Origin of the sequence: Segatella copri, assembly GCF_009495355.1 — a bacterium.
Taxonomy (GTDB): domain Bacteria; phylum Bacteroidota; class Bacteroidia; order Bacteroidales; family Bacteroidaceae; genus Prevotella.
The window spans coordinates 23,496-38,617 of record NZ_VZAD01000018.1 but is presented as its reverse complement, the minus strand read 5'-3'; the positions used below and the strand labels follow the sequence as shown (position 1 = coordinate 38,617).

10 protein-coding genes are annotated in these 15,122 nt (G+C 48.2%); 7 read left to right on the top strand and 3 right to left on the bottom strand.

Features of this window, described 5'->3' with window-relative positions; all coding sequences use genetic code 11:
• Nucleotides 1-113 precede the first annotated feature (113 nt).
• Nucleotides 114-620, bottom strand: a complete 507-nt coding sequence (locus tag F7D20_RS01805; RefSeq protein ID WP_158462583.1) for a hypothetical protein — start codon at nt 618-620, stop codon at nt 114-116.
• 467 nt (nt 621-1,087) lie between these two features.
• Here F7D20_RS01805 and F7D20_RS01800 point away from each other — a divergent pair, with 467 nt between their 5' ends.
• From F7D20_RS01800 to tsaE, 7 genes are all read left to right on the top strand, one after another.
• The gene (locus F7D20_RS01800) at nt 1,088-2,260 is read left to right on the top strand and encodes a zinc-dependent metalloproteinase lipoprotein (RefSeq protein ID WP_158462581.1); all 1,173 of its coding nucleotides are present in this window, start codon (nt 1,088-1,090) and stop codon (nt 2,258-2,260) included.
• A 20-nt stretch (nt 2,261-2,280) separates the two neighbouring features.
• On the top strand, nt 2,281-3,528 hold the full coding sequence (locus F7D20_RS01795; protein ID WP_158462579.1) for a 3-phosphoshikimate 1-carboxyvinyltransferase: 1,248 nt from the start codon (nt 2,281-2,283) through the stop codon (nt 3,526-3,528).
• Between the two features lie 45 nt (nt 3,529-3,573).
• Nucleotides 3,574-3,972 carry a hypothetical protein gene (locus tag F7D20_RS01790; protein ID WP_022251576.1) on the top strand — a complete coding sequence of 133 codons (399 nt, stop codon included), beginning with the start codon at nt 3,574-3,576 and terminating at the stop codon, nt 3,970-3,972.
• The gene (locus F7D20_RS01785; RefSeq protein ID WP_158462577.1) at nt 3,969-4,784 is read left to right on the top strand and encodes a metal ABC transporter permease; all 816 of its coding nucleotides are present in this window, start codon (nt 3,969-3,971) and stop codon (nt 4,782-4,784) included. The genes F7D20_RS01790 and F7D20_RS01785 overlap by 4 nt, the downstream gene beginning before the upstream one ends.
• A gap of 31 nt (nt 4,785-4,815) precedes the next feature.
• Nucleotides 4,816-8,154 (top strand): hypothetical protein, encoded by a 3,339-nt coding sequence (locus F7D20_RS01780; protein WP_367383902.1) that lies wholly within the window; start codon nt 4,816-4,818, stop codon nt 8,152-8,154.
• Between the two features lie 4 nt (nt 8,155-8,158).
• Nucleotides 8,159-9,727: a bifunctional response regulator/alkaline phosphatase family protein gene (locus F7D20_RS01775; protein WP_158462575.1), complete on the top strand. Its 1,569-nt coding sequence runs from the start codon at nt 8,159-8,161 to the stop codon at nt 9,725-9,727.
• Between the two features lie 115 nt (nt 9,728-9,842).
• A complete protein-coding gene (gene tsaE / locus F7D20_RS01770; protein ID WP_022251580.1) occupies nt 9,843-10,253 on the top strand; it encodes a tRNA (adenosine(37)-N6)-threonylcarbamoyltransferase complex ATPase subunit type 1 TsaE in 411 nt (136 codons plus the stop codon).
• Between the two features lie 664 nt (nt 10,254-10,917).
• Here the strand turns inward: tsaE and trxA are convergent.
• Nucleotides 10,918-11,232 (bottom strand): thioredoxin, encoded by a 315-nt coding sequence (gene trxA, locus F7D20_RS01765; protein ID WP_158462573.1) that lies wholly within the window; start codon nt 11,230-11,232, stop codon nt 10,918-10,920.
• A 117-nt stretch (nt 11,233-11,349) separates the two neighbouring features.
• On the bottom strand, nt 11,350-15,063 hold the full coding sequence (gene dnaE, locus F7D20_RS01760; protein WP_022252811.1) for a DNA polymerase III subunit alpha: 3,714 nt from the start codon (nt 15,061-15,063) through the stop codon (nt 11,350-11,352).
• Between the last annotated feature and the right edge of the window lie 59 nt (nt 15,064-15,122).

Below are 15,122 nucleotides of genomic sequence, written 5' to 3'. Positions count from 1 at the left end.
TTGAGATAAGACCAAAGAGAGAGGGCTACCTTCCTCACGGAGGATAGCCCTCATATAGGTCATATCAACATAAAATTATAATTTATATAAGAGAGATTCTATTTGATTCATCTTTACAACAAACCCTTGATTTCAGAAAGAGGTTTCTTTTCCATGTTACCGTCCTGATAAGTTACTGTAAAGAAGTCATGTACTGACTTACCTCCCTTAAACTGTACCACGGCTACACCGCCATCGCGAAGCTGCAATGTAAAGTAACCCTCACGTTTGCCATTGACATACTTTCCGTGCCACTTTTCCTTACCATTCTTGTAGTAAGAAATAACTTCTCCGTTGAAAACGGTGTTACGGTCATCACCCAAGTCGATGAAGCTATATCCGCCCTCGGCTCTGAGGTTTCCATTCATATAAAAGTCCTGGAAGACATTTTTCTTGGTGATACCACTTCCTGTTGTCATCAAAATACGATAATAAGCAGCCTGATCAGCATTTGCCACATTACTCATATTCTCAGCATAAAAAATGGTGTCAGCAACTACTGTTGCATTTTCCACGTGCTTACGACCAAAACTTGCGATGGTCACGAGCATCATAACTGACAAAAATATAATTCGTTTCATTGTTACTACGTTTTAAAGGTTTATATCTTTTTTCTGATGCTAAGATAGTAATAATTTGAGTAAGTTGTATTTTTCCTTAACGCAATTTTATCATATTTTTTGAGGCTATTTTATTTTGCAATTTGTAACGCACACAAAGTGAGAATTCAAAAGTTTTTCCACGTTTTACTTACACTTTGTCAATTACGGCTCCACACATTCATCTTTACACCCCCTATTTACTAACATTTTGTAAACATCAATTAATCCTCCAGCAAAAATCAAGCAGGAAGATTACAAGCAGCATAAACAAAACAGAAATGATAAGCGAGTAAGTCCCCAGCCATATATTATACTGCGGAGCCTGCACTTATCTGCATCAAGCAGGATACGCCCTTACTGTTTTTAGAAAAATATATCCTCTTTTATGTATGAATCTACGATATTTTTTGTAATTTTGCAACATTATAATAAATAAGTACGCACGCATGAAACATTATATATATAGCATCCTGTTATGCATAATAGGCGCCACCCTCACTTGCTGTAACAGCAGCACAGAAGAATTCTATGCTGATATAGAGCAAGACCGCGACAACGATGAGATAACAAGCGACGACTATGAATACCAGATACCCGTGATATTCCACGTACTCTATCAAGACCGTCAGGACAGGAAACAGTATGTAGACTATACCAGAATCAAAGAACTCGTTGCCCATGTCAATGAGCTCTATCAAGGCGACGTCTATACATATCAGGAATACGACAACAGCGAGAATATCCACATCCGTTTTGTCCTTGCCGAGAAGAACGAGCAAAATCAAACCTTAGCACAACCAGGAGTTGAATATATCAAATGGACTGGCACCTACCCCATTGACTGCGAAAAGTTCATGGGCGACAACTCACGCCGATACACCAAATATGTATGGGATCCCAACGAATACATCAACGTGATGGTATACCCCTTCAACCAGACAAAAGACGAATCTTCTATCACTTTGGGCATCAGCGTGATGCCCTATCAGGGAGCAGGCTATCCCCAGATAGAAGGTCTCAATAACACCAAGCGTACCAAACTGTCCAAGAGTAATCTGAAATACGCTCACTGCCTCTGCATCAACAGTAAGTACATCTACTATGAGAGCAACCGATACAAAGGCATAACTTCTGAATCCGAGAACACCGAAAATCTCATCTACGATGCCAATGCCACACTTGCCCACGAGTTAGGACATTATCTTGGTCTGCATCATGTCTTTGCTGAAAAATACAACAAACCCATCGAGTCGTATGCCGATACCGATTATTGCACCGACACAAAGAGTTATAACCGACCAGCCTACAACACGTGGCTTTCCCAATATATAGAAAACAAACGACAAGAAGCCGAGTCGGCAGGTAAAGATGTCATCGTCCTCCTGTCTGATATGATTTCTCGTCAAAACGACACAGGCGATACTTGGAGTTCCATCAACCTGATGGACTATTCCATGAGCCTGAACTATCAGTTCACAGCCCAACAGCGTGAGCGCATACGCCAGGTACTCTACTACAGTCCCCTCATTCCTGGCCCCAAAAAAGAGCGTCCTAACACTCGCTCCACAGAGACAGCTACCGATGAGCCTCTCGACTTACCAGTAATCATCGTCAAATAACGCAGAAAACAAAACATAACATGACATATATCATTCAAGCACCCCAACAGATCAACAGTACTATCCAGTTGCCAGCCTCCAAGAGTATCTGCAACCGCGCCCTTGTCATCCATGCTATGGCAGGCTGCACCTTTCCTCTTAGCCATCTGAGCGACTGCGATGATACAGAAGTAATAGTAGCCGCACTTCGTGACATGCCCGAGACCATCAACATCAAGGCAGCAGGCACCGCCATGCGTTTTATGACCGCCTATCTGGCAAGCACACCAGGCTCGCATACCATCACGGGAACCGAGCGCATGAAGAACCGTCCTATAGCCATTCTTGTAGATGCACTCCGCCGTTTGGGAGCCGACATCGAGTATGTAGAGAAAGAAGGCTTTCCCCCACTCCGCATCGAAGGCAAACCTCTCGAGGGTGGCCAGATAGAGGTAGTAGGCAGTATCAGCTCGCAGTATATCTCTGCCCTGCTGATGATAGGTCCGGTGTTGCAGAAAGGTCTCGAGCTGAAACTCACAGGCGAGATAGCCTCCCGTCCTTATATAGACCTTACCCTGTGGACCATGCGTCAGTTTGGTGCCGATGCCAAATGGACTGATATCGACACCATTACCATAGCACCCCAACCCTATGCCAAGATAGAAGACTACACTATAGAGAGCGACTGGAGTGCATCGTCCTACTGGTACGAGATCATGGCCCTCAATGCCAATCGTGACTCGGAACTGCAGTTGGATGGTCTGTCAGACTGCACCAAGCAGGGCGACTCTGTGGTGAAATACATCTTCAGCCTGTTGGGAGTGAAGAGCGATTTTGAGTTACGCGACCGTATAGCCCCACTCAAGCTGAAGGCCCACCGCTGTACATTACCACGCCTTGACTACGATTTCACGGGTTCTCCAGACCTGGCACAAACCATCGTAGTAGCCTGTTGTGCGATGGGAGTACATTTCCGTTTCACCGGTCTTGCCACATTGAAGATCAAAGAGACCGACCGTATAGAGGCATTGAAGCGAGAGCTCAGAAAAGTGGGTTATGTCATTCGCGACGAGAATGACAACACCCTCATCTGGGAAGGCGAGACCTGCGAGCCTACCCATGAGCCTATCGACACCTATGAAGACCATCGCATGGCAATGGCCTTCGCACCTCTGGCATTCAAGTTTCCACAGTTGCAGATCAATCATCCCGAGGTCGTCACCAAGTCATATCCCCACTTCTGGGAAGATCTCCGCTCTGTAGGTTTCATTATCACCGAGAAGGCATAATTCCCTTGTCTTCTCACAAACAGTAAGAATCTATCCGTACATCCCATGCTATATCTCATCATATCCCTCGTGGTCTTGGGCATCATCTCTGCTCTATTAGGCATCTTGAGCCATCGCAATGGTCCCGAATCACCTATTCAGGAAGGAGTTTCCTGCAACACCTGCAATGGCGATAATGCCAAATGCGAGCAAGAATGCCTGATGGAAGCATCGGTCAAAGAAATCGAATATTTCGACGATGAGGAGTTGGACCGTTTTCGAGGTCGCGAGTCCCATGACTATACACCCCAGGAAGTAGAAGAATTCTCCGAAGTCCTCTATACCATGCATCCCGAGGAAGTGGCAGCCTGGAACAGAAGCCTCATTCTCCGGGGCATCAACCTTCCCGACACGCTGAAGGACGAAGTCATAGCATTTATACAGGAAAGCCACGTAGCCTCATGAACATACTCGAATATACATTTTTCCAGAACGCCCTTGCAGGAGCTTTTCTGGCAAGCATCCTTTGCGGTTTCATAGGAACCTACATCGTAACCCGCCGCCTTGTCTTTATCAGTGGCGGTATCACCCATGCCTCGTTTGGAGGCATAGGCATAGGAGTGTTTGCCGGCATCAACCCCATCCTGTCTGCAATGATATTTGCCATACTCAGCGCTTTCGGCGTACAATGGACTTCCTCACGCAAGGACATACGTCAGGACTCCGCCATTGCCATGTTCTGGACTCTGGGCATGAGTGTGGGTATCATCTGCTGTTTCCTTACTCCAGGTTTCATGCCCGACCTGCCCTCTTTTCTCTTCGGCAGCATTCTCACCATCGGCACAGGCGATCTCTGGCTGTTGGGCATTCTCACGGCATTTGTCTGCATACTCTTTACTCTTTTTCTACGACCCATCCAAAGTGTGGCATTCGACCGCACCTTTTCTCTTTCGCAGCATCTTCCCGTCGCCCTGATAGAATATACGATGATGGCACTCATCGCCATGACCATCGTCGCCACCCTCAAGATGGTGGGTATAGTCCTTGCCATCAGTCTGCTTACCATTCCACAGATGACGGCCAGTATCTTCACCTACAGTTACAGGCGGCTTATCCTCTACAGCATCATCGTGGGCTGGTTCGACTGCCTCATCGGGCTCCTCGTCAGCTATCAGTTCAATGTTCCCTCAGGAGCCACCATCATCTTTGTAAGTATCCTCACTTTTGCCCTCTGCAAGACAATAAAAGCAGGCATATCTCAGTTTTATAAGAAATAAAAAACATTTATAAGAAACAAAAGCCATCAACGTGAAACAGCATTCTGCCCTTCATATTATCCTCATCCTCGTCATAGCCCTCATCGCCGTGACAGGTTGTTCTACGCAGAAAAATACTGCGCGCAACAGATGGCTGCATGCCTTCCACTCCAAGTACAATATATACTATAATGGCACCTTGGCTTATATCGATGCCTCGCTCGAGAAAGAGCAGGGCAACAAGGACAACTATACCGAAATCATCCCCCTTTATACCGTAGGCAACAAGAACAGCCGCGAATTGGGCAAGGGCAACTACGACCGTGCCATCGAGAAATGTCAGAAAGCCATCCAGCGCCACAGCATCAAGCAGCGCCCCGAATGGAACAAGAGTCGCCGAAAGACAGCCAAGGACATCGAGTGGCTCAACCGCAGAGAGTACAATCCCTTCATCTGGAAGGCTTGGATGCTGATGGGCCGTTCGCAGTTCTATCAAGGCGACTTCGAGAATGCCGCTTCCACCTTTGCCTATATGAGCCGGCTCTTCGAGACCCAACCTGCCATCTACGGCCGTGCAAAGGCATGGTTGGCTAAATGCTATATCGAACAGAACTGGATGTACGATGCCGAAGACATCATCCGCAATATGCAGCGCGACTCCATCCACTGGCGTGCCCAGAAAGAATGGGACTACACCTATACGGATTATTACATCCACACCCAGCAGTTCGACAAGGCCATCCCCTACCTGCGCAAAGTCATCAAGCATGAGATGCGCCGCAAACAGAAAGCCCGCGAGTGGTATCTCATGGGCCAGCTGCAGGCTGCATTGGGTCGTAAGACCGAAGCCTACAAGGCCTTCAAACACGTGATACGCCTCAACCCACCCTACGAGTTAGAGTTCAATGCCCGCATCTCTATGAGCGAGGTGATGGCATCCACCAATACCAAGCAGGTTCTTTCCCGTCTGCGCCGAATGGCTGCCTCCGATAAGAATAAGGAGTATCTCGACCAACTCTATTATGCCATGGGTAATATCTACCTGCTGAAACGTGACACCCTCAATGCTATCTCCTCTTACGAGAAAGGCAACACAAAGTCAACACGCAACGGTATAGAGAAAGGTGTACTGCTCCTCCACTTGGGCGACCTATATTGGACCAAGGAACTCTATTCAGATGCACGCCGCTGTTATGGTGAGGCCATCGGCCTGTTGGACAAAGACCGCAAGGACTACAAACAACTGTCCGAGCGTTCCAAAGTACTCGACGAACTCGTACCCTATACCGAGGCTGTCCACTTGCAGGATTCTCTCCAGCAACTTGCCACCATGAGTGAGTCCGACCGCAATGCCGCCATCGACCGAGTGATAACCCTTCTGAAGAAGAAGGAAAAAGAAGAACGCAACCAGCAGGCCGAAGAGAATGCCCAGCGCCAGTTGGCTCAGAATGGAGGAATGGGCAATACCTCTGCCAACAAACGTCCGTCACAAACATCATCGCCAGCAGCATCGAAGGCCAACAGTGCCTGGTATTTCTACAACCCCATAGCTGTAAGTCAGGGTAAGACATCCTTCCAGCGTCAGTGGGGCAAGCGCGAGAATGTAGACAACTGGCAGCGTATCAACAAGACCGTTGTAGCCTCAGCTCAGGGAGCAGAGGAGATGACCGACGAGATGCGCGACTCCTTGGCGCAGGCATCCATACAGGAAGACTCCATCAAGCAGATAGCCGACAGTGCCCAGAACGATCCTCACAAACGCGAATACTATCTGGCACAAATCCCCTTCACCGCTGAACAGTTGCAGGCAAGCAACGCCTTGCTCACCGATGGTCTGTATCACTCTGGAGTCATCTTCAAGGACAAGCTCGACAACCTGCCACTGAGCGAGAAAGCCCTGCGACGCATTGAGGAACATTTCAAGGATTATGAACACATGGACGATGTGCTCTATCATCTCTATCTGCTCTACTCACGCAAGCACATGCCTTCTACAGCCAACACCTATGTAGAGCGACTCAAGCAGGAATACCCAGAGAGTAAGTGGACCACACTTCTTACCGACCCCTACTATGCCGACAATGCCAAGTTTGGTGTCCACATAGAAGACTCGCTCTATGCTGCGTCCTACGAGGCTTTCAAACTGGGGAAATACCAGACGGTACTGTCCAACTCAGATATATCATCCACCCGTTTCCCCATGGGCGCCAACCGTGACAAGTTTATCTTTATCAGCGCTCTGAGCAAGTTGAACCAGGGCGATGCGCAAGGATGCGTGGCAGATATGAAGACCCTGGTCGAGAAATATCCTGAGGGAAGACTCAGCGAGATGGCTGGTATGATAGTCAATGGAGTCAATGCCGGGAAACGTCTCCATGGCGGCAAGTTCGACCTGGAGAACGTATGGGAGCGACGCAGCACCGTACTCAATGAGAACGAGCGGACTGCACAGAAGGCCTTCAGCCCAGAGCGACAGACCGACTTCGTGTTCCTCTTTGCCTATCAACCCGACTCTGTCAACGAGAACCAACTGCTCTTCGAGATGGCGAAGTTCAACTTCACAACCTATCTTGTCCGCAACTTTGATATCAACATCGAAGAACGCGACGGCATCCATCTCATGCAGATCACAGGTTTCCGTAACTACGACGAGGCACGCCTCTATGCCCACGACGTACTGCATCAGACACAAATTGTGCGCCTTCTGAGTAAGTCGCGCACCTATCTCATCAGCCAAGAGAACCTCTCGCTGTTGGGCACCCAGTATGCCTATAGCGACTACGACAAGTTCTATCTGAAGCACTTCGCCCCAGTGAAGCCTATCCAGACAGACTTGCTGGACGAGCCGGCAGAGATCATCACCGAAAAGGAAGAGTCCTCAGCATCCTCTGACGAAAAGGAAACCGATGAGAACCCAGAACTGGAAGAGCCGAACACCTCGACAACCATCGTCGTTACAGAGGAGAAGACTGACAACCAGGCACCTTCCGATAATACGATGACTATACCCGAAGAGCCTCAGCAACAACAGAATGCTCAGGGCACAACCATCATCAAGGAGGAAACGCAGCCTGCCCAAAACAGCAATATCATCAAGGAGAAAGCGCAGCCTGCCCAGCCTGCTTCAGGCACTACTGTCATCAAGGAGGAACCCCAACCTGTCAATACAGCAAAGACGAATCAGCCTGCAAAGACAAGCCAACCTGCAAAGACTGGCAAGACTGCAAAGACAGACAAGACTGCCCCGTCAAAGGCAGCCAATAAGAACACAGCAGCCCCCAAGGCTAAAGACAACAAGACAGAAGAAAAGAAAAATCAGAAAGACAACAAGGAGAAAAAAGAAGACTCCTATGATCTGGAAGACGAATATTTTGAATTAGAAGGATTTTAGAAATATGAACAACGGACTATTATTATGGGTAGATGATGAGGTGGAACTTCTCAAGGCCCACATCATCTTCCTCGAGAAAAAAGGTTACCAAGTTGTCACAGTAAGCAACGGAGCCGACGCCATCGAGCAGTGCCGCCAGCAGACCTTCGACCTCATCTTGCTCGACGAGATGATGCCAGGACTCAGCGGTCTGGAGACCCTACAGCAAATCAAGGACATACAACCTGCCACACCTGTGGTAATGTGTACCAAGAGCGAGGAAGAAGACATCATGAACCAGGCCATCGGCTCCAAGATAGCCGACTATCTCATCAAGCCCGTCAACCCCAACCAGATTCTCCTGTCGCTCAAGAAGAACATCCATCAGCGCGAGATTGTCAGCGAGGTAACCCAAAGCAGCTACCAGCAAGAGTACCAGCAGTTGGCAATGCAGATCATGGACAGCCGCACCTGGAAAGACTGGATGGATATCTACCGTCGACTCGTGAAGTGGGAACTGGAGCTCAGCAGCACGAACAGCCCGATGACCGAGATGCTGCAGATGCAGAAGGAAGAGGCCAACTTAGGCTTTGCCAAGTATGTTTCCAAGAACTATCTCGACTGGATGCAGCAGCTCGCATCCCTCAACCAGAACGAAGAACGCCCCTGCATGAGTCCCGATGTCTTCAAGACCAAGATATTCCCTCAACTCAACCAGGGCGAGAAAGTTTTCCTCATCGTTATCGACAATTTCCGCTACGACCAGTGGAAAGTGTTGGCACATGACATCGGTGACCTCTTCGACATCGAGGAAGATATGTATATGAGCATTCTCCCCACTGCCACCCAGTATGCACGCAATGCCATCTTCAGTGGACTGATGCCAGACAAGATAGCCCAGATGTTTCCAGACCTGTGGGTAGACGAGGAAGAGGAAGAAGGCAAGAACCTCAACGAGGCACCCCTCATACAGACTCAGTTCGACCGATATCGTCGTCACAACACCTTCAGCTATCATAAGATCAACGACTCCATGGGAGCCGACAAATTTCTTGACAAGTATAATGAGCTGAAAAACTACGACCTGAATGTGGTAGTCATCAACTTCATAGACATGCTCTCCCATGCCCGCACCGAGTCGAAGATGGTCCGCGAGTTAGCCAACAACGAGTCTGCCTATCGCAGCATTACTCAGAGCTGGCTTCACCACTCTGTGCTGTCCGAACTCTTCAAGCTCCTGTCGCAAAGCAATTATAAAGTCATTATCACCACCGACCATGGCAGCATAAGAGCCACCAAGCCTCTGAAGATAGTAGGCGACCGCAACACCAACACAAACCTGCGCTACAAGTTAGGCAAGAACCTTGCCTATAGTGCCAAGGACGTATTTGTCATCAAAGACCCACACAAGGCACTGCTTCCTGCGCCCAACATCAGCACCTCGTATGTGTTTGCCTATGGCGATTCCTTCTTCGCCTATCCGAACAATTACAACTATTACGTTTCCTACTATAAGGACACCTTCCAGCATGGAGGCATCTCCATGGAAGAGATGCTCATCCCTATGATTACCCTCTCACCCCGAAAGCGATAGATGACAGAAGGTTTCATGACCATCGGTCAAGGAGAGAACTCAAGAACAGAACAAATAACACAAAGCCCAACAAGACATAGTCCAAAGGGCACAACTTAATAAAAAATATAGCAATATGGAAATAAAAATCAACTCATTAGAGAACATACACAACGCTGCAAAGGCGTTTATCTCGAACATGGGTGACAGCAAAGTCTTCGCCTTTTACGGCAAGATGGGAGCTGGCAAAACTACCTTCATCAAGGCATTGTGTGAAGAATTAGGAGTAGAAGACGTCATCACCTCCCCCACCTTTGCACTCGTCAACGAATACACCTCAGGCAATGGCGACCCTATATATCACTTCGACTTCTACCGCATCAAGAAGATAGACGAAGTGTACGACATGGGCTACGAAGACTACTTCTATGGTGGCAACCTCTGCTTTTTAGAGTGGCCAGAACTCATAGAGTCCCTTCTACCAGAAGATGTCACCAAAGTTCACATCACCACAGAAGCAGACGGCTCCCGCACCATCTCCTTCTAACCCTGCACAAAAGCAGGAAAACCAATCGCATATATAATATTTATGCTCACGTTCGCACGCGTACATTATATTATATATGCGTTTTTTCATTTTGCAACATCTCAAGGATGATGTATTCCTCACATTCTGTTCTTCTGACTTTCTCCAGCACCCATAGCCTTATACTTGCTACGAGTGACATAAGTAATTAACTATAAGTATGACTAAAATATAAGTAAGTCAACGTGAATTAATAATAAGCAATTACGGAGTCAACTCATAGTATCAATAACACTTAGAGTGGTCAACTAAAATCGTTAAACCACTGCGAAAGTTTCGTTGAACCACAGTATATTCTCCGTTCAAAGGCTCTGAACGCACATTCAAAGGCTTTGAACGGACATTCAAAGGCTCTGAACGGACATTCAAAGGCTCTGAACGGACATTCGAAGGCTCTGAACAGAACTTTCATAGGCTAAAAAAAAGAGTTTTATAGTATAAGAGCAAGATTTCTCTCAGTATGAAGTGAAAGTATTATTGGAATTCAAGGGCGATAACTCAAGTATCGCATTCGTTATTCATCTATCGTTAATGGGAATGTGAGAGGAGATTTTAGCACAATTTCTATCATAGTCAAAAAAAAAGCATGGCGGAAAGCCATGCTTTTGTATGAAGCGATTAGGGATTAGAGGAGTGCCTGGAACTTCTCGACAAGGGCTGGCTTTTTAGCAGAACCAACAAACTTGTCAACGAGCTTACCATCCTTGAAGAAGAGAAGGGTAGGGATATTACGAACACCAAACTCCATGGCGATATCCTCGTTCTCTTCCACATCACATTTACCAACTACTATCTTGCCATCATACTCTGAAGCAAGCTCAGACACGATGGGTGCCAACATACGGCAAGGACCGCACCATGTTGCCCAAAGGTCAACTACCAAAGGCAGCGAACCATTCTTATAACTCTCGAAATTCTCGGTTGTAATTGTAACTTCCATTTTTTCTTATTTTTAATTGTTTGTATTGTTCATATAATTACTGCAAATAATATGCCAAAGCTCATATCCCATACAGCAGTTGAGACAACACCCAAAAGGCTATGACTTTTCGAGACATCAGTTAATGCTATACGACATTTTGGGATTGTCCTCGATGAACTGGATGAGGTTCTTGTCTACATTCACCGTCTTGTCTTGGGCCCTCATAAGGATGTAGTCGTTGCTCTCCACTTCGTGTATGCGGAGGAAGAGCTGGGTACGACTTTCCTCATTGTCGCGGGCAAGGAGTGTGCTCAAGTCGCTCACCAACGTATCGTTGATGATATCACTATCTATCGTGATGGTGAGTTTGTCCAACTTTTTCTCCTTTACCGTCTGGAGATACTCCACACTCGAAACCTTGAAGTCGAGATACTGGTCGTTGCCATAACGTGACTGACACTTCGCTGTAACAAAAACGGTACAGCCCTCGGTGAACATACCCTTCCACTGTCCCCAGTCCTCACCAAAGAGAGCCAACTCGCCGGAGCCTTCGAAATCTTCTATCGTGACGAAGCCGCAGGGATTTCCCTTCTTGGTGAACTTCGACTTCACTCCGGTGATGATGCCGCCAAAGACTATATTCTCTTTCTTGGCAAGCGAGGGCTTGTCGCCTAACTCAGCGCAATGGGTGTTGCACATAGAGTTCAGCACCACACTATAGTCGTCCAAAGGATGAGCCGAGAGATAAATACCCACCAAGTCGCGCTCCTTGTTCAGTCGTTCGATGGTACTCCATCCTTCGGCATGAGGAATGGGAGGTGTGGCTATCTCTATGGCGTCGAGTCCTCCAAAGAGAGAGGTGACAGCCTCGTGCTGCTCGCGCTGATAAAGCTGACCATATCTTACCAAGGTGTCGAGGAACATCTCGTTCTTGTTATTGACACCAAAGAAGTTCTCGCGGGGTATTCCGAAACTGTCGAAGCCACCACTCAGCGCCAGGCTTTCGAATGCCTTTCGGTTGACATTGCTGAAGTCGACACGCTGGGCAAAATCAAAGATATCTTTGTAAGGTCCGTTCTTCTCGCGTTCTGCCACAATGGCATCGGCTGCAGGAGTTCCCATACCCTTGATGGCAGAAAGACCAAAACGTATCTCGCCATGCTCGTTCACACCGAATGCACGATAACTCTCATTGACATCAGGTCCCAGGGTCTTGATATTCATCGACTGGCACTCCTCCATGAGTTTGGTAATCTCGGTAATCTGAGAGAAGCGGCGGGTCATCAGCGCAGCCATGTATTCGGCAGGATAATGTGCCTTGAGATAGGCTGTCTGATAAGCTACCCATGAATAGCAGGTGGCATGCGACTTGTTGAAGGCATAGGAGGCGAACTTTTCCCAATCGCCCCATATCTTCTCGAGCACCTTAGGGTCGTGGCCGTTCTCCTGTCCCTGCTTGATGAACTTAGGTTTCATCGCGTCTACAATGTCCTTCTTCTTCTTACCCATCGCCTTACGAAGGGCATCACTCTCACCTCGGGTGAAGTTTGCCAACTGGCGTGAGAGAAGCATCACCTGCTCCTGATATACAGTAATGCCATACGTGTCCTTGAGGTATTTCTCCATGCAGGGGATATCGTACTCGATAGGTTCCTTTCCGTTCTTACGGGCAATGAACGAGGGGATATAGTCCATAGGACCCGGACGGTAGAGAGCATTCATGGCGATGAGGTCCTCGAAGACGGTAGGCTTCAGCTCACGGAGATACTTCTGCATACCGGGCGACTCAAACTGGAAGGTTCCGATGGTCTGTCCCCGCTGATAAAGCTGATAGGTCAGTTCATCATCGATGGGCAACGTATCAAGATCGATGACATCACCAGTGGTCTGCTTGATAACCTTGCAAGCCTCCTTCATCTCTGACAGGGTCTTAAGACCCAGGAAGTCCATCTTGATAAGTCCCGTGGTCTCGATGACATGGCCATCATACTGGGTCACGGCTGTCTTCAGACCAGGGAAGTCTGGGTCGTCGGCAGTAGATACCGGTACCCAGTTGCTGATAGGGTCACGACAAATAATGAAGCCACAGGCATGAATACCTGTTCCTCGCACAGTACCCTCGAGCATCTTGGCATATTTGATGGTGTTGCTCTCGCGTATATCAGAAGAGAATTCTGCCTGCTGCAGTTCGGGGGTGTACTTGATGGCATTGGTCAGATTCATCTTCGCTCCATCAGGCAGTCGGTCAGGAATCGCCTTACAAAGGGCATTCGCCCTGTCGAGTGGCAGTTTCTCCACACGCGCCACATCCTTGATGGAGTTCTTGGTGGCCATACTGCCATAGGTGATGATATGGGCACAATTCTCGTGTCCATACTTATCCATCACCCATCGCAGCACCTTGCCTCGACCATCGTCATCGAAGTCGGTATCAATATCAGGCAGGTTGACACGGTCAGGATTCAAGAAACGCTCAAACAGCAAGTCATATTTCAAAGGGTCAATCTTGGTAATGCCCAAGCAATAAGCCACGACAGAACCTGCCGCCGAACCACGGCCAGGACCTACCATGACACCCAACTCCTCGCGGGCAGCCCTGATAAAGTCGGACACGATGAGGAAGTAGCCAGGGAAACCCATGGTCTTCATCACATGAAGCTCGAAGTTGACATGCTCGTCGACATTGGCAGGAAGCGGGTCGCCATAGAGTTTCTTGGCTCCCTCGTAAGCAAGGTAGCGCAGGTACTCTGCCTCAAACTTGATGCGGTATATTTTGTCGTAGCCTCCCAGACGGTCGATTACTTTCTGTCCTTCCTCGGGCGAGAGTGGATTCTGCCCATTCTCATCGGTGGTGAACTCATGATAGAGTTCCTCCTCGGAAACTCGCTCACGCAACTGCTCCTCGGTACCGAAGCTCTCCGGAATGGGGAAGAAAGGCATAATGGGGCCATGGTCGATGCTATAGACCTCCACCTTGTCGAGCACCTCCAAGGTATTGGAAAGTGCCTCGGGAACATCAGAGAAGATGGCGTTCATCTCCTCACGGGTCTTGAACCACTCCTGCTTGGAGTAGCGCATACGGTTAGGATCATCAAGGTCCTTGCCCGTTGCCAGACAGAGCAGATGGTCGTGAGCCTCTGCTGTCTCCTTGTCCTCGAAGTGGCAGTCGTTGGTACAAACCAACTTGATGCCATACTCCTTTGACATCTCTATAAGTACCTTGTTGGCCCGTTGCTGCATGGGGAAGGCCTCGCGGTTGGCAAGGACAGAAGGGTCGGTCACCTCGTGGCGTTGCAACTCCAGATAATAATCATCGCCAAAGACACGATGATACCACTCGCATGCCTCACGGGCTCCTTCGATATCGCCGTTCAGTATCTTGCGTGGCACTTCTCCTGCGATACAGGCCGAACAGACAATGAGGTCTTCATGATACTTTTCCAAATCAGCACGGTCGGTACGTGGACGCATATAATATCCGTCCACCCACGAGTTGCTCACCAGCTTGATGAGGTTCTTATATCCATTATAATTCTTTGCCAGCACGATGAGGTGATAACCACTCATATCGCCTTTATCCTTCTCACGGTCTTCCTTGCGGCGATGGGCTACATACATCTCACAGCCTATGATGGGCTTGAAAGGTTCCAATCCCTCTTTCTTTCTGCCTTTGTTCACCTTGGCGCAATAGTCGCAAAGCTCCTTGATGCCGAACATCACGCCATGGTCGGTAATGGCCATACCCTTCATGCCATCAGCAATAGCCTTGTCCACAAGACGGGGAATCCTGGACTGACCATCGAGAATGGAATACTGGGTATGAACATGTAAATGAATGAAATCTTCCATTTTTATGCGTAAAACTCAAAATTTGAGTTCAAAGTTACGGGTAAAAGTTGACATAACCA